The sequence below is a fragment of the Clostridium chauvoei genome, assembly GCF_002327185.1.
GTDB lineage: Bacteria > Bacillota > Clostridia > Clostridiales > Clostridiaceae > Clostridium > Clostridium chauvoei.
The window spans coordinates 1,013,860-1,031,559 of record NZ_CP018624.1; the positions used below are offsets into that span (position 1 = coordinate 1,013,860).

At 28.4% G+C, this 17,700-nt stretch carries 16 protein-coding genes; 15 read left to right on the top strand and 1 reads right to left on the bottom strand.

Going from position 1 to position 17,700, the window contains the following annotated elements:
• The first annotated feature begins 1 nt into the window (after position 1).
• The 15 genes from hydA (at position 2) to BTM21_RS04775 (ending at position 16,790) form a co-directional block, all read left to right on the top strand.
• The gene (hydA, locus tag BTM21_RS04705; RefSeq protein ID WP_021875863.1) at positions 2–1,387 is read left to right on the top strand and encodes a dihydropyrimidinase; all 1,386 of its coding nucleotides are present in this window, start codon (positions 2–4) and stop codon (positions 1,385–1,387) included.
• Positions 1,388–1,397: 10 nt separating this feature from the next.
• Positions 1,398–1,865 carry a DUF1097 domain-containing protein gene (locus BTM21_RS04710; RefSeq protein ID WP_021875862.1) on the top strand — a complete coding sequence of 156 codons (468 nt, stop codon included), beginning with the start codon at positions 1,398–1,400 and terminating at the stop codon, positions 1,863–1,865.
• 28 nt (positions 1,866–1,893) lie between these two features.
• Positions 1,894–3,033, top strand: coding sequence for an acyl-CoA dehydrogenase family protein (locus tag BTM21_RS04715; protein ID WP_021875861.1), 1,140 nt, complete (start codon positions 1,894–1,896; stop codon positions 3,031–3,033).
• Between the two features lie 52 nt (positions 3,034–3,085).
• Positions 3,086–4,276: a CaiB/BaiF CoA transferase family protein gene (locus tag BTM21_RS04720; protein WP_021875860.1), complete on the top strand. Its 1,191-nt coding sequence runs from the start codon at positions 3,086–3,088 to the stop codon at positions 4,274–4,276.
• Between the two features lie 54 nt (positions 4,277–4,330).
• Positions 4,331–4,780, top strand: a complete 450-nt coding sequence (locus BTM21_RS04725) for a hypothetical protein (protein ID WP_021875859.1) — start codon at positions 4,331–4,333, stop codon at positions 4,778–4,780.
• Between the two features lie 37 nt (positions 4,781–4,817).
• Positions 4,818–5,210: a hotdog fold domain-containing protein gene (locus tag BTM21_RS04730; RefSeq protein ID WP_079481418.1), complete on the top strand. Its 393-nt coding sequence runs from the start codon at positions 4,818–4,820 to the stop codon at positions 5,208–5,210.
• A gap of 153 nt (positions 5,211–5,363) precedes the next feature.
• Positions 5,364–7,778, top strand: coding sequence for a glycoside hydrolase family 2 protein (locus BTM21_RS04735; RefSeq protein ID WP_096145356.1), 2,415 nt, complete (start codon positions 5,364–5,366; stop codon positions 7,776–7,778).
• A 382-nt stretch (positions 7,779–8,160) separates the two neighbouring features.
• Positions 8,161–9,414, top strand: a complete 1,254-nt coding sequence (locus tag BTM21_RS04740; protein WP_079481417.1) for an FAD-dependent oxidoreductase — start codon at positions 8,161–8,163, stop codon at positions 9,412–9,414.
• On the top strand, positions 9,414–10,649 hold the full coding sequence (gene preA, locus BTM21_RS04745) for an NAD-dependent dihydropyrimidine dehydrogenase subunit PreA (protein WP_021875854.1): 1,236 nt from the start codon (positions 9,414–9,416) through the stop codon (positions 10,647–10,649). Before BTM21_RS04740 ends, preA begins: the two co-directional genes overlap by 1 nt.
• Positions 10,650–10,782: 133 nt before the next feature.
• Entirely contained in the window at positions 10,783–11,247 is a 465-nt protein-coding gene (locus tag BTM21_RS04750; RefSeq protein WP_079481416.1) for a DUF1097 domain-containing protein, read from the top strand.
• 180 nt (positions 11,248–11,427) lie between these two features.
• Positions 11,428–12,156: a WecB/TagA/CpsF family glycosyltransferase gene (locus tag BTM21_RS04755; protein WP_021875852.1), complete on the top strand. Its 729-nt coding sequence runs from the start codon at positions 11,428–11,430 to the stop codon at positions 12,154–12,156.
• Complete coding sequence (gene murJ / locus BTM21_RS04760) at positions 12,156–13,691, top strand: murein biosynthesis integral membrane protein MurJ (protein ID WP_096145357.1); 1,536 nt, start codon at positions 12,156–12,158, stop codon at positions 13,689–13,691. Before BTM21_RS04755 ends, murJ begins: the two co-directional genes overlap by 1 nt.
• Before the next feature lie 8 nt (positions 13,692–13,699).
• Positions 13,700–14,977, top strand: coding sequence for a glycosyltransferase (locus tag BTM21_RS04765; RefSeq protein ID WP_079481414.1), 1,278 nt, complete (start codon positions 13,700–13,702; stop codon positions 14,975–14,977).
• A gap of 5 nt (positions 14,978–14,982) precedes the next feature.
• Positions 14,983–16,128, top strand: a complete 1,146-nt coding sequence (locus BTM21_RS04770) for a glycosyltransferase (RefSeq protein WP_079481413.1) — start codon at positions 14,983–14,985, stop codon at positions 16,126–16,128.
• A gap of 14 nt (positions 16,129–16,142) precedes the next feature.
• Positions 16,143–16,790, top strand: a complete 648-nt coding sequence (locus tag BTM21_RS04775) for a cyclodeaminase/cyclohydrolase family protein (protein ID WP_021875848.1) — start codon at positions 16,143–16,145, stop codon at positions 16,788–16,790.
• A gap of 48 nt (positions 16,791–16,838) precedes the next feature.
• Here BTM21_RS04775 and pdaA read toward each other — a convergent pair whose 3' ends face one another.
• Complete coding sequence (gene pdaA / locus BTM21_RS04780; RefSeq protein ID WP_021875847.1) at positions 16,839–17,627, bottom strand: delta-lactam-biosynthetic de-N-acetylase; 789 nt, start codon at positions 17,625–17,627, stop codon at positions 16,839–16,841.
• Positions 17,628–17,700: the final 73 nt, after the last annotated feature.

Below are 17,700 nucleotides of genomic sequence, written 5' to 3' on the forward strand. Positions count from 1 at the left end.
TGTGAAGTTATTTGATGTTGTAATTAAGAATGGTACTATTGTTAATGCTTCAGATGTTTATAAGGGAGATATAGGTATAAAGGACGGTAAAATATCGGCTATTGCTAAAAATTTAGAAAATGATTCTAAAGAAATTATTGATGCTACTGGAAAATATATTTTCCCAGGGGGGATAGATCCACATACACATATGGAAATGCCATTTGGAGGGACCTTTTCAAGTGATGATTTTGAAACAGGAACAAAAGCAGCAGCTTGTGGAGGAACAACTACAATTATAGATTTTGCTGTTCAGCCTAAAGGAAAAACATTAAATGAAACTGCTAATATGTGGAGACAGAAATCAGATAATAAAGCTTGTATAGATTATGGAATTCATATAGTTATTACAGATATGAATAAAAATATAATGAATGAAATTCCAGACGTAATAAATAAAGGATATTCTAGTTTTAAGGTATTCATGACATATGAGGGAATGAGAATAGATGATGAAACATTAATGAAAACTTTAATTAAAGTTTCAGAAAATGGTGGTTTAACTTGTGTTCATGCAGAGAATTATTATGTTATAAAATATCTTACAGAAAAATTATTATCAGAAGGAAAAACAGAACCATTATATCATGCATTATCTCGTCCAAATTTATGTGAAGCTGAAGCTGTTTCTAGAGCAATTAAAATGTCAGAATTATGTAATACTCCATTATATATAGTTCATAATAGTTGTAAGGAATCAGCTGATGAAATAAAGAGAGCTAGGGAAGAGGGATATAACATAATGGGAGAAACTTGCCCACAATATTTATTATTATCAACAGATAATTATAAGGAACCAAATTTTAATGGTGCTAAATATGTTATGTCGCCACCATTAAGAGATAAAGATAATTGGACTTATATGTGGGATGCTTTAAAGAAAAATACTTTACAAGTAGTAGCTACAGATCATTGTCCATTTTTTATGAATCAAAAGAAAATGGGATTAAATGATTTTACAAAAATACCAAATGGAGCTCCAGGAGTAGAGCTGAGAATGGCATTAATGTACACTTATGGTGTTTTAGAAAATAATATGAGTTTATCTAAATTTGTTGAGGTAACATCTACTAATGCGGCTAAAGCTTTTGGATTATATCCAAAGAAAGGAACAATAGTAGTAGGTAGTGATGCTGATTTAGTAGTGTTTGATCCAAATAAAGAGTTAATAGTTAGAAAGCATATATTAAATGAAAATGTAGATTATACACCTTATGAAGGATTTAAGTTAAAAGGTTATCCGGAATTAACTTTATCTAGGGGAGAAATTATAGCTAAAGAAGGAAAGTATGTAGGAGAGGATAAGAGAGGTAAATTCATAAAGAGAGGAGCTCCAAAGCTACTATAGGAGGTAAGCTATGAGTGAAATATTTACTTTATCATTAATGACAGCAATACTTTGTGGTGGCTGGGTACTAGGTTGTGATTTAACAGGTCTTATAGGGTTTGCAGGATTTGCAGGATGCACAACATTTTTTGCAGCAGGAGGAAAAAAAGAAGGTTTTAAAACTGCTATTTTTACTAATTTAAGTGGAATATTTTGGGCGGTTATAATGTTGAAATTATCATCTTTTTTAGGGTTTCCTCATGCAGGAGCAGTAATGACTGGTATAGTAACCTTTGCAATGTGCTATCAATCAAAAATAAAGTATTTTACATTTATTCCAGGAACATTCATGGGATGTTTTACAACCTGTGCAGCTAATGGAAATTGGCAAGGGGTTTTACCATCTATGTTATTAGGAGCAGTTTTAGGAGTTTTATGTGAATCTACAGGCAAATGGCTATATGAAAAATTAGGTAATAAAGAGAAATGGATACTATAGTTGTAAATATCTGAGGAGGAAGAAGTTAATGGATTTCAATTTATCACAAGAACAAGAATTAGTTAAACAATTAGTCAAAGATTTTGCAGAAAAGGAGATAAAACCTGTAGTAATTGATTATGATGAAAAAGGGGAATTTCCGATGGATATATATGAAAAAATGGCATCTATAGGATTGATAGGAATACCTTATCCTGTAGAATATGGTGGAGCTGGAGGAGATTATTTATCTTATGCAATAGCTATTGAAGAAATATCAAAAGTATGTTCTTCATTAGGAATTGCTCATTCAGTTGTAACTTCATTATGTTCAGGTGCTATATATTACAATGGAACAGAGAAACAAAAGAAAAAATACCTTAAGGACTTACTTCAAGGAAAGAAGATAGGTTGTTTTGGATTAACAGAAAGTAATGCAGGTTCTGATGCAGGTGGACTTCAAACTATAGCTATTAAGGATGGAGATAATTATATTTTAAATGGAACAAAAACTTTTATAACTAATGCACCATTATCAGATATATTTATAATAGTGGCTATAACAGATAAAACAAAGGGATCAAAAGGGGTATCTGCATTTATAGTAGAAAAAGATTTTCCAGGTATATCTATAGGGAATATAGAAAATAAATGTGGAATAAGATCAGCACAAGTAAGTGAAATATTAATTGAAGATTGTATTGTACCAGCTGAAAATTTACTTGGAAAAGAGGGACAAGGTTTGAAGATTGCTCTTTCAACACTAGATGGTGGAAGAATTGGAGTTGCGGCTCAAGGCTTAGGTATAGCAGAAGGAGCTTTTGAAGAAGCAAAGAATTATATGAAGCAAAGAAAACAATTTGGAAAACCTTTATTTAAAAACCAACATCTTTCATTTAAAATGGCAGAGTTAGAAATTGAGATAGAGCAAGCTAAATATATGCTTTATAAGGCAGCTTTAGATAAACAACAAGGAAAACCATTTGGAATATCAGCAGCTAAAGCAAAGGTTTGTTGTACAGATGCTGCAATGCATGTAACTACTGAGGTTGTACAAATGTTTGGTGGATATGGTTATATGAAAGATTATCATGTTGAAAGAATGTTTAGAGATGCTAAAATAACACAAATATATGAAGGAACAAATGAAATTCAAAAGTTAATTATTAGCGGATCTTTATTTAGATAAGATAAGAATATAACAAGGAAGAGATTTAATAAATGATGGGAGAGATGATTAAATGTCAAAAGCATTACAAGGAGTAAAAGTATTAGATTTAACACATGCATATAATGGACCTTTCTGTACAACTCTTTTAGCAGATAACGGGGCAGACGTAATTAAAATAGAACCTCCACAAGGAGATCAGTGTAGAACTTGGGGACCAATAGATACTAAAAGTGGAGAAAGTGGATTCTATGCATTTTTAAATAGAAATAAAAGAGGGATAACATTAAATTTAAAGACAGATAAAGCAAGAGAAATTTTTTATAATATGGTTAAAGATGCTGATGTTGTTGTAGAAAATTTTAGAGGTGGAGTTTCAAAAAAACTAGGAGTGGATTATGAGACTTTAAAAAAGATTAATCCTAAAATAATATATGCATCAGGATCTGGCTTTGGTCAATATGGACCATTATCTAATAGACCTTGTTATGATATAGTAGCACAATCAATGGCGGGAATGGTTAATTTAACAGGATTTCCAGATTCACCTCCAACTAAAGTTGGTCCTTCAATAGCAGATAATGTTACAGGGATATATCTGTGTGTTGGGGTACTTTTAGCTTTATATAATAGAGAAAAAACTGGGATTGGACAATCTGTTGATGTAGCTATGTTAGATACTATATTTACATTACTTGAAAATTCAATTGTAACTAATACAATGACAAATGAAATACCACAAAGACAAGGAAATATAGATCCATCAATAGCACCATTTGATATATATATGTCAAAGGATGGATATATAGCTATAGGTGTAGGTAATGATAAATTATGGACAAAATTCTGTAAAGTAATGGATAGAATTGACCTTTTAGAAGATGAAAGATATAAAACAAATGATTTAAGATGTAAAAATTATGTTCCGGATTTACAAAATGCAGTTAGAGAATGGGCAAAAGTTAGAACTAAGAAGGATATAGAAAATATATGTGCAGAAGCAGGAATTCCATGTGGTCCTGTATTAGATATGAAGGAAGCTATAGAACATCCTCAAATTCAAGCGAGAGAAATGATGGTTCATATGGAACATCCCCTTATTGGAGAAATGTATTTCCAAGGTGTACCAATTAAATTATCAAAAACTCCAGGAAGCGTAGATACGCCAGCACCTACATTAGGTCAGCATAATACTGAAGTTTATAAAGAATTCGGCATTAATGAAAAGGATTTAGAGAATTTAAGAAAACAAGGAATAATTTAAAATATGCAATTTTAAATTAGTAAAAATAAATAGAATTTTATGGAGGTTTAATTTATGAGAAAAGAAGCTGTATTAAGCTATAAAATGACTACTGCAGATGCGAATAATCCAGGAGGAATTGTTCCATTAGGAAGACAATTTGATATGTGGGGAGATGCAGAAACAGAACTTATGATACTAAATGATGGAGATGAATCTCTATGTTTAGGTTATTCAAATGTTAAATTTTATGAAGATATCTATTGTGGAGATCATATAGATTTTAAAGCTACTTTAGTTAAAGTTGGAAATACTTCACGTAAATGTAAACTTCAAACTTTTAAAGTTGCAACTTCAGCTAAAAATGCAGGGATTGTAAATGCTAAAGCTACTGATATGGTTTATTTTGATACACCAAAGTTAGTAGGAGAAGCAGATGTTGTGTTAGTTGTTAAAAAAGAAGTTCAAAGAGGTATTCAACCAGATGGTATTGTTAAGAATCCGTGGAGAGAGATTCAATACTAAACCAAGAATTAATAAGGGTATTTTAGGAGGGAATAAAATGAGTTTTGTAAAACCAGAAAAGAACTATGAAACAAAAATTCGTTATAGAATGTCTTCAAGAGATGTTTATTATGGAGGAGGAATTGTAAATGGAGCACGTTCAATTACAATCTTAGGTGATGTAGCGGAAAAACTTATGTGTGAAGTTTATGGAAACTTTGGAAAGTGTATGGAGTTAGAACATGTTAGATTACATGCACCAGTATATGCAGGCGATTATATAGAATTTATAGGTAGAGTTGTAGAAGTTGATGGGGATGTAGCTAAAATAGAATGTAGATCCTATAAGATTGCAGCTATTCCAAAAGAACCAGAATTTGAAAGCTCAATAGAAATTTATGAAGATCCAACTTTATCAGCATCATTTGTAGGATATTTTAAATCAAGATAATAAATAATCCATTAAGATTTAAAGGTCTAAAAGGGTATTTTAATTACTCTTTTAGACCTTTTTGTATAATTTTACAAATAACAAACAAAAAGTTAATTATAGTTTATAATATAAATGTTAAACAATAAACGAATTTATTAAGGGGGATAGACTATGAGAAAAATAATTTTTATAAATAACAATTGGTTATATAAAGAAGATTTTAAAAGTGAATATTTAGTAAAAGACTTTGATTTTAAAGAGTTTAAAAGTATTGATTTACCACATACAAACAAGGAGCTTCCTTATAATTATTTCGATGAAAAGGATTATCAGTTTATATCATGTTATGCTAAGACTTTAAATATAGATTACGGATATAAGGGCAAAAGAATTTATTTAGATTTTGAAGGAGTTATGTTAGCTTGTGATATTTACCTTAATGGTACGCATTTACTTAACCACAAAGGTGGATATACTCCTTTTTCAGTAGATATAACAGATTATGTAAATTATGAAAAGGAAAATACTTTAGTAATTGTAGTAGACTCAACAGAAAGAAAAGACACACCACCTTATGGAAATGTAGTAGATTATTTAACTTATGGAGGAATATACAGAGAAGTATCCTTAAGGATTGTAGAAAATACACATATAAATAAAATATATTCAAGAGCATACAATTGTCTACAAGATAAAAAAACTTTAGAAGTAGAAGTAGAGTTAGAAAAATATAATTCAAATAAAGAATTAGAGATATTAATAGAATTATTAGATAAAGAAAGAGTAGTAGCTTTAGCCAATAAAAAAATAAATGATAATAAAGAGGGGAATAAGACTTTAATTACTATAAATGATATAAAGGGTGTAGAGCTATGGGATTTAGATAATCCTAAATTATATAATATAAAAGCAACTTTAAAAGATAATAAGGATATAATAGATGTTTATAGTGATAAATTTGGATTTAGAGAAGCTATATTTAAACCAGAGGGTTTTTATTTAAATGGAAATTTAATTAAATTAATAGGGTTAAATAGGCATCAATCTTATCCATATGTAGGTTATGCAATGCCAGAAAGAGTCCAAAAGAAAGATGCAGATATTTTAAAATATGAATTAGGTCTTAATATAGTTAGAACGTCTCATTATATGCAATCAAGACATTTTTTAGATAGATGTGATGAAATTGGTTTATTAGTATTTGAAGAAATTCCAGGATGGCAATATATTGGAGATAAAGCATGGCAAGATATTTCTCTTAGAGATGTTGAAGTTATGATAAAACGAGATTACAATAGACCATCTATAATATTATGGGGAGTTAGAATAAATGAATCGTTAGATAATCATGATTTTTATACAAAGACTAATTATATAGCAAAAAAACTAGATACAGTAAGGCAAACAGGTGGAGTTAGATATATTCATAAGAGTGATTTTTTAGAGGATGTTTATACTTTAAATGATTTTGTTCATGATGGTGGAGAAAAGGTTTTAATAACACAAAAAGAGGCAACAGGATTAGAACGAAAAGTACCTTATTTAGTAACTGAAAGTAATGGTCATATGTATCCAACAAAAATGATTGATAATGAAGCAAAATTAGTAGAACATGCAAATAGACATTTAAGAGTTGTAAATAGAGCTTTAGGTGCAGAGGATATAAGTGGTTCTATAAGTTGGTGTGCTTTTGATTATAATACTCATAGCTGTTTTGGATCAGGGGATAAGATTTGTTATCACGGGGTAATGGATATGTTTAGAAATAGCAAATATGCAGCGTACTCATACTCATCACAAAAGGATTCTAAATATGGTATTGTATTAGAGCCACTGACTTTAGCTTGTAGAGGAGAAAGAGCTGGAGGTGGAATATTACCCTTTACTATATTAACAAATTGTGATTATGTAAAAATATATAAAAATGGAGAATTTATAGATGATTATTATCCAGATATAGAAAATTACCCTAATTTATATCATCTACCAGTAAATGTTTATCATATGTTACCAGTTAATTTAGATTTACCTATTTCAGAAAAAGATAAAAGTGATATAAGAAATTTTGTGATAAATAAAATCAAACAGGGGAATTTAGAAGATTTAACAGAAAAAGATAATGACTTCTTTAAGAAAATAGCAGATAGATCAGGAATTAGTGTATCTATGATTTTAGGTTTAATATTTAGATTAGCTGGTGGTTGGGGTGAAGAAGAAAATATGATAACCATTAAAGGCTATATAAATAATGAACAAGTAATTTCAAAAGAAATAGGTGAATTGAAATCAAGAAATAGATTAGAAGTAATACCAGATGATTATAAATTATCATTAAATAAGACAAGCTATGATGCAACAAGAGTAGTAATTAAACTTTTAGATAATATGAATAATTTGCTTCAATTTAATAATGAATTTATTGAAGTACAAATAGAAGGGCCAGCTAAAATTTTAGGACCAAGTAAATTTGGTATTCAAGGAGGAATTACAGCTTTTTGGATAAGAACTATCGGGGAAGCTGGAAAGGTTAAAGTAAAAGTAAAAGGAATGTATTTTCAAACAGAAACTATCATAGAAGTTGAATAATAAAAATACACAGACTGGAGTGTTTTTTTGTTTATCTTCAATATATTCCTTAGTAAATAAATCTTCTTTGGTTTCACATTTGGGGGAGCCAATAATAGGAAGCAAGCTAAAGCTATGAATTTAGGAATTTTACAGCTTAGTTTAGAAAATTAAAGTATTGTGAATTAATAAAGGTTGGTAGTATAGCTGACCTTTATTTTTCTATTTAAACGTAATTTAATAAATAGAGATTTGATGACAAAAGTCTAAATTTGTATTATTAGAGCAGGGATTTCTTTTAGTAATATAGACTAATTCAAAAAAACATGATATAATTTACCAGTAAACGTAATCAAGGGTAACAAGGTATATAAAGAATGGGAATTTTTTGGGAGGAATAAAAATGAGCGAAAAAATGTTAACACCAGATTTTGCTATTGAGGAATCATCAAGATGTTTATTATGTCATGATGCACCATGTTCAAAAGCATGTCCAGTAGGAACTGATCCAGCAAGATTTATTAGATCATTAAGATTTAGAAATCTAAAGGGTGCAGTAGAAACTATAAGAGAAAATAATGTATTGGGAGGAATATGCGCAAGAGTATGTCCTACAGCTAAGTATTGTGAAGGAGCTTGTAGCAGATCCGGAATTGATAGACCAATAGAAATTGCAAAGATTCAAAGATATTTAACAGATTATGAAAAAGTATTAGGTCTTCAAATTTTAGAGCCAGTAGAATTAAATAAAGAAAAAGTTGCAATTATCGGTTCAGGTCCAAGTGGATTAGGAGCTGCAACTAAATTAGCACTATTAGGTTACAAGGTTACTGTTTTCGAAGGGAAAAATGAATTAGGTGGATGGTTAACTTATGGAATACCAGAAGAAAGATTACCTAAGGAAGTTATAGAAAATGAAATTTCATATATAAGAAAATTAGGCGTAGAGTTTAAAACTAATTGTAATATTGGAAAGGATAAAACTATTGAAGAATTACAAAAAGAAGGTTTTAAAGCTATATTAGTATCAGTAGGAATGCAAAAAAGTAAAGATATAGAAATTATAGGAGCTAATTTAGAAGGTGTAATCAAAGGAACTGATTTATTAAGTGAAGTTAAAGTTCTAAATAAAAATAAATTAGGAAATAAGGTTATAGTTATTGGTGGAGGAGATGTTGCAATTGATTGTGCAACAACTGCAAAACTTTTAGGTTGTGATGTTAAATTAGTTTATAGAAGAACTATAGATAAGATGCCAGCAGACAGAGCTAGCATAGATTATCTGCAAAGTTTAAATATCCCTATTTTTACTGGATTTAAGCCAGCAGAAATATTAGGGAATGGCAAAAAAGTAGAAAGATTTAAAGCTGTTGGAATGTTTGATGATTCAACAATAGAGTTACCAGCAGATAATATTATTTTTGCAATAGGTCAAGAACCAACTAATGTTAATAATATAGCAAAGCTAAATGTTAATAATAATGGAATTATAATTACAGAAAATTACAAAACAAATATAGAAGGCATTTTTGCTTCAGGAGACATAACAGAGGGAGATAAGACTGTTGTATTTGCTCTTAAGGAAGGAAAAGAAGCTGCTGAAGCTATAGATAATTATTTAAGAAAAGCAGATAGTATGAAGGAAGGTGCCAAATAATGAAGAAAAAGGATTTATCAATAGAATTTTGTGGAGTAAAGTGTGAGAATCCATTTTTCCTATCATCATCACCAGTAGGTAATTGTTATGAAATGTGTGCAAAAGCATTTGAAACTGGTTGGGGAGGAGTAGTATTTAAAACAATAGGATTCTTTAAACCAAATGAAGTTTCACCACGTTTTACTAATTTAAGAAAAGAATCTACATCATTTGTTGGATTTAAAAATATGGAACAAATAGCAGAACATTCATTAGAAGAGAATTTAGATGCTTTAAGAAGACTTAAAAAGAATTATCCAACAAAGATTGTTGTTGCTTCAATTATGGGACAAAATGAAAAAGAATGGGAAGATCTTGCTAGACTTGTAACAGAGGCAGGATCAGATATTATAGAATGTAATTTTTCATGCCCTCAAATGACTAGTCATGATATGGGGTCAGATGTAGGACAAAACCCAGAATTAGTTAAAAAATATTGTGAAGCTGTAAAGAGAGGAACTAATATTCCAGTATTAGCTAAAATGACACCTAATATAGGAGATATGACAGTTCCAGCTATAGCTTCAATAGAAGGTGGAGCTGATGGACTTGCAACTATAAATACAATAAAGAGTATAACTCAAATTGATTTTGATAATATGGTAGCACTTCCAATAATAAATGGTAAATCATCAGTATCAGGATATTCAGGAAAAGCTGTAAAACCAATAGCTTTGAGATTTATATATGAATTGAGAAAAAATCAAAAATTAAAAAATATCCCAATAAGCGGTATAGGTGGTATAGAAACTTGGGAAGATGCTTTAGAATTTATATTATTAGGCTCAAGTAATCTTCAAGTAACTACAGCAGTTATGCAATATGGATATAGAATAGTTGAGGATATGATAAGTGGTTTATCACATTTTATGGATGAAAAAGGATTTGATAAACTTGAAGATATGGTGGGATTAGCAGTTAAAAATATAATTCCAGCAGAGAATTTAGATAGAGGATATGTTATATATCCAGCATTTAATGAAGAAACATGTGTAGGTTGCGGAAGATGTTATATATCATGTTATGATGGGGGACATCAAGCAATAGAATGGGATGAAGATAATAGAAAACCTATGTTAAATAAAGATAGATGTGTAGGATGTCATTTATGTGCAAATGTTTGTCCAACTGAAAGTATTTCAAAAGGAGAAATAAAATTTAAAGAGGGAGAAAAGGAAAGACCTATAGTTTTCTAATTAAATTTTATTGTAATAAGGCATATAAATTATACTAATAATAAGGGTACTCTTAGAGAGTACTCTTATTGTTTCCATATTTTCTTTAAAACAAGGTTTTATATATTAAAATTTTAAATTTAGGAGGAAAACAATGGATTTGTTAACGATGGTATCTATAAGTGTAGGTATATTATCAGGAGTTTGGGGGTTTGTAAGCGTTAGTCTAGGTCTTATTACTTGGGTAGGATTTATAGGATGTACTAGTTATTATGCATCTGGTGGAGAGTTTAGTGGATTTAAAAAATCTATTTATGCAAATATGACAGGAGTACTTTGGGCAATGTGCATTATACTTTGTTCATCAAAGTTTGAAACGTCATATTGGTCATATATATTTACAGGTATTTTTTCTTTTGTAATGTGTATACAAGCTAAGTGTAAAAAATTAGAATTTATACCAGGTGCATTTTGTGGTTCGTGTTGCACCTTTGGAACAGGAGGAAACTGGCAAGCAGTAATTATTGCACTACTATGTGGTGCAGTTTTAGGATATTCTTCCGATAAGGGTGGACAATATTTATATAAATTAGTGGAAAAAGTACGAGTTAAAAAATAAAAGAATAGTTTATTACATAATATATAAAAATATAGCAACCTATCTGAGATATGAGATTTTAGATAGGTTATTTTTACATAATATAAGAAGTGTTTCAGTTATTATGAAAAATATGTTATTATAATTATTATATAAAATTTAATAAAATATTAATTGCAAATAGCATTAAAGGGAGTATATATGGAGTCAAAAGATTTTATTGATATTTTAGGGTACAAAGTTTACAAGAGAAGTTTAAAAGAGTGTTTAAGTTATATAGAATCATTAAAAAAAGTTCATATAATTTCAGGAAACCCTGAGGTTTTATACACAGGTTTAAATAATAAAGAATTACTTCATAATTTTAGATCTAAAGAAGCTTTGATTATCCCTGATGGAGTAGGAACTCAAATAGCTTCTAAAATATTAAAAGAAAATGTAAAGGAAAAGATAGCTGGTATTGAACTTATGAAAGCTATCATTAAAGATTGTGAAAATAGGGGGAGAGGAATATATTTACTTGGAGCTTCAGAAGATAGTTTAAAGGCATGTGTTGCGAATCTAGTAACTAATTATCCTAATTTAAATATTGTAGGCTACAGAAATGGATTCTTTGATATAAATAGCTGTAATGAAATAATAGAAGAAATAAATACAAAAAAACCATATGTTGTTTTTGTAGCAATGGGTTGTCCAAGACAAGAACATTTTATAACTAGATATATGGATGTATTAGATACAAAAATTCTTATGGGCGTAGGTGGTAGTTTTGATGTTATAGGGGATAAAGTTAAAAGAGCACCTAAATGGATGATAGATATAGGTCTTGAATGGTTTTATCGTGTATCTAAAGAACCTTGGAGAATTAAGCGTCTTGGAAGTATACCTAAGTTTTTATGGTTAGTTATTAAAGAGAAAAAGGTGAAATGATGAGTAGCAAAAAACTATTTAAAGCAACATTTATTGTAATGATAATGACAATAATAAGTAGATTTTTAGGTTTTGGACGTGACATTTTAGCAGCATATCATTTTGGAGCTGGGCAAACTTATGATATATATAGTGCAGCTGTTGCTATACCAGACTCTGTTTTTATGATAGTAGGCCTTGCTATATCCACTACATTCATTCCAATATTAAGTGAGATTAAACATAAAAAGGGCAAGGCAGATATGTTTAATTTTTCTAACAATGTAATTACAATTTTAGGGGTTTTATCTATTATAATATTTATTTTAGGAATGATATTTACAGAAAATATTGTTAAGGTTTTTGTATCAGGATTTAATGCAGAGCAAATACAAGCAACTACATTTTTGACAAGGATAAGTTTAATTAATATATTTTTCTTATGTATAAATGCTTGTTTCTTATCTATTCTTCAAGTTTGTGAAGATTTTGTAATGCCTTCAATACTTGGGTTATTTTTTAACTTACCAATTATAATATATCTTTTAGTATTTAATAATGTAAGTATTTTAGGGTTAACTATTGCAAATGTACTTGGAAATATATTAAGGGTTTTAGTTCAACTACCATCTTTATATAAGCAAGGATATAGAATAAAATTATTTATAGATTTAAATGATGAAAAAATAAAAAGAATGCTTATACTTATTTTACCTGTAATTATAGGAGCAGGAGCTAATTCATTAAATATGATAGTAGATAAAAATCTTGCTTCAGGATTAATAGCAGGAAGTATTTCAGCTTTAGAATATTCTCAAAAAATAATAGTATTTGCTAATACAGCAATTACAACTTCTATAGTATCAGTTATGTATCCAGTAATGGCTAATAGATTAAATGCAGGAGATAAAAAGGGGTTTTTACAATATTTATCTAAATCTATTGTAATTATAAGTTTATTTTTAATTCCAATAATGATGGCATTTATTTTATTAAGAAGTGAAATAGTAGATGTATTTTATTCAAGGGGAGCATTTAATAATGAAGCAGTAATGCTTACATCACTAGCGTTTTTAGGTTATTCTATTCAATTACCTTTTTTTGGAGTAAGAGATATATTAAATTCTTCTTTATTTTCAATGCAGAAAACTAAAATAACTACAATAAATGGTGTTATTGGAGTATGTGTAAATATAGTATTAAGCATTATATTATCTAAATATATAGGGGTTGGAGGTATAGCTATAGCCACATCTATAGCAGCAGCAGTTACAGCTATATTATTATTTAATTCAACTAGAAAATTAATAGGAGATTTCAATTTGAAACCTATGATTTTTAAGGTGTTTAAAATTACATTAGTATCTTTAGTTATGATTATAATTTTATATGTTATAAATAAAATTATAAATATAAATAATTCCTTTATAATTATAGGGTTAGATGCTTTAATAGGTGTAATAATTTTTGTTTTAGGATGTTTATTATTGAAAATAGATGAATTTACAGAAGTTTTTTATATGATAATAAATAAATTAATAAGGAAGAGTGTATAGGAGAAAATATGAAAATATTATTTATTGCTTGTTATTCACCACTTATAAATAATTCTGCGTCAATAGAGACTCTTCAATATCTAAATAATTTGGTGAAGTTTGAAGATAATGAAGTACATTTATTAACAGTTAATTTTCCTTCAAATTCTATATATTATGATAAAGATATATTTAATATGTTAGATAAAAAGGTTAAGGTTCATATTATTTCTGGTGGTAAAATATTTGAAAAAATCATGCCAAAGAAAAGTAATAGTATAAATTTAAATGAAGGAAAAACAAAACCTTCAAAAGTTAAACAAAGTTTAAGAAAAATTAAGCAAGTTTTTGCAATACCAGATATGTATTTATATTGGGCTTTAAAAGCATCAAAATACGGGAATATATTAATGGAGAAGGAAAATTTTGATGTTATTTTTTCAATGCACGAGCCTCCATCAAGTCATATCTGTGGATATGATATTAAAAAGAAATACAAAAACGTTCCATGGATAACTTATTGGAGTGATCCGTGGCTTAAAGATTCAACTAGAGAAAATGCTGGATTTATAAGAAAGAATATAGAAGCAAAATTAGAGAAAAAGGTAGTTTCTTTAGCGGATAAATATATTTTTGTTACTGAAGCTAATAGAGAAGATTATATTAAGAGTTATAATATACCTAAAGAAAATACATTTGTAGTAACTAGGGGATATGATGAAAAAATTTATAAAGAAATAGAAAAAGAAGATAAACCAAAGCTTCTTTCAGATAATAAAGTAAACATAGTTTATGCAGGTGAAATATTTACAAAATTAAGAGATATAAGACCTTTTATAGAGGCTTTGGATTTAATTAGAGAGAAAAATAAAGAACTTTATGAAAAGCTAAATGTATTATTTTTTGGGAATATAGATGATGAATCTATAAAACATAAACTTTCTAATATATCTATAGTAAATGTATCAGGGAGAATTCCATATAAGGATGCATTAAATTATATGGTAAAAGGTGATGTTTTACTTTTATTTGGAAATAAGAACTCTAAACAAATACCTGCTAAAATATATGATTATTTTGGTTGTTATGGTTATATACTTGTTATATTGGGAGATGAAAATGATCCGATAATAGATGTTGTAAAGGATAAAGAAAAATGTATAGTTGTTTTAAATAATATTTCCAATATAGAAAAAGCATTAATAGAGTTATCAGGTAAAATTGAAAGAGGAGAAAAATCAATACCTGTAGTTGAATATGAATGGAAACAAATTTCGAAAAAATTAAATGATATCTTAAAGGGGTAAAGTTTATGCATATAATGTTTGTGCCTTCTTGGTATAATAATGCTAGAAATAAGGTTCATGGAAGCTTTTTCAAAGAACAAGCAATGGCACTTCAAGAGGCAGGAGTAAAAATAACAGTTGCTTATAATGAAATATGGCCACTAACCTTATTTGGAAAGGTTAAGGAAAAATCAGGTTTAAATATAAATGTAGAAGATAGTCTTAAAACTTATAGATATAAAAATTATAATTTTATACCTAAAAGCCCATTAATGTTTAAAGTTTTTAATAGAAGAATGGATAAGATATATAAAGAAATTGTAAAAAGGGAAGGAAAGGTTGATGTTATTCATGCTCAGTCATCTCTTTGGGGTGGAATAAGTGCAGCATATGTAGCTAAAAAGTATAATATTCCTTTAGTAATTACAGAACATTCTTCAGTAGAAAGAGGAAAGTATCTTAGGGAAAGTTATAAGCCTTTTATAAAAGAATCGTATTTATTAGCAGATGAATTAATAGTTGTAGGAAATGGACTAAAAAAAGAGCTTTCTAAATTTAGTGGAAGAAATGATATAAAGGTTATACATAATTTAATCCATTTTGATTTATTTAATATAAAAAAGGTTACAAATAAAGAATTTGTGTTTTTTTCCTTAGCATTTTTAGAAGGGGAAAAAGGAATGGATACATTAATAAAATCCTTTAGCAAGGGATTTAAAGATACCAATTGTAAACTTAAAATAGGTGGAGATGGAAGTCAAAAGGAAGAACTTATGAATTTAGCTAAAAAATTAGGTGTAATAAATCAAGTAGAATTCTTAGGAGCTTTATCAAGAGAAGAAGTTTCTAAAAATATGAGTGATTGTAATGCATTTGTTTTAGCATCTAAATATGAAACTTTTGGTGTTGTATATATTGAAGCATTAGCTTCGGGAAAACCTGTTATAGGAACATTTAATGGTGGAGCTGAAGATATTATTAATTCTAGTAATGGTATACTTGTAAAAGTTGATGATATAAATGGTTTAAAATATGCAATGGAATATATAAAAGAAAACATAGATAAATTTAGTCCAAATAAAATAAGACAAGATTGTGAAAATAGATTTAGCAAGAATATAATAGTAGAAAAAATACTAGAAGTGTATAAAGAAGTTATGAAAATTTCATAGAGGGGTGAGATATAATGTTATTTAAAGAATATAGTGTCAATCAGTTTATTGAAGAATTATCATCAGATGCTCCATCACCAGGTGGAGGAAGTACAGCAGCCTTAGTTGCAGCTTTAGCTTCAAGTCTAAATTCAATGGTATATTCATTGACTGTTGATAAAAGAGCCTTTGAAAAATTAAAGGATGAAGAAAAAAAACAAATGTTAGACTTTCAAAAGAAAGCATATGATTTTACTAAATTTTCACAGGAATTTATGGAGAAAGATAGACAATACTTTATTGAATTAATGGCATCTTTTAAGTTAGCTAAAGATACAGAAGAAGAAAAAATACAAAGAAGTAAAGCTATAAAAGAAAATACTTTAAAGGCAATGGAAGTTCCATTAAATTTAGCTAGAGAGGCTTTACGCTTTTATAAAAACATAGAGTTTGCTGTGGAATTTGGAAATAAAAATCTTATATCAGATGCAGGTGTAGCGGCTATACTCTTAAATGCATCAATAGAAAGTGCAATAATAAATGTTAAAATTAACTTGAATTCACTAAGGGGAGAAAGTTTTTCAAAAACTATAGAAAGTGAATGTGATGAGATTTTATTAAAATCATTGAATAAAAAAGATATAATAGCTAAAAAAGTAAATAAAATTATATATCCAAATTAATAAAAAAGACTATCTTAACTATTAAATAGAGTAAGATAGTCTTTTTTGCTAACGTTCAGGTAATTCATTAAGAGACTTAAATTCATAGCCTTCTGCTTTAAGTTTTTCAATAATAGTCTTTAAAACTTTAACATTTGTATCAGATACAGCATGTAATAACATAATTGAACCATTATGAGCACCATTAGTTATTTTTTTTACAGCAGCATCTTCAGAAGGCTGATTATCTACAAGCCAATCTTTATAAGCAAAGCTCCAAAAAATTGTTTTGTATCCTAAATCTTGAGTCTTTTTTAATGAATTTTTTGAATACTTACCCATTGGAGGTCTAAAGAACTTAGGCATTTCTTTTCCTGTAATTTGTTTATATTCATCTTCTACATCAGTAAATTCCTTATTAAATTTTTCGGAATCAATTATTTTTGCCATAGAAGGATGATGAGAAGTATGATTACATACTAAATGACCTTCTTCTTCCATTCTTTTTACAATATCAGGGCATTCCTTTATATATGGTTTAACTACAAAGAATGCCGCAGGAACTTTTTCTTCCTTTAGTATGTCTAAAATCTTTGGAGTATTTCCATTTTCATATCCTTCATCAAAAGTAAGATATAATACCTTTTCATTAGTATCACCTACGTAATATGCACCTAAACTTTCAAAAAAATCTGCAGATTCTTTTGGACATTCAGGAGTTGTACCATTTTGTCTATTAACAAAATACCAGTTTAATTCCTCGTCATCAGAAACTAATGCATTAACAGGAGTAAAACAAGGCATTAAAATTAATAAAACTGCTAAAAATAATGGAATAATTATTTTTAGTTTTTTCATTATATCACCGCCTATTATTTATTGTTCATAGTTATTATTAACAAAGTTAAATATATTAAACTTAGTAATTTAA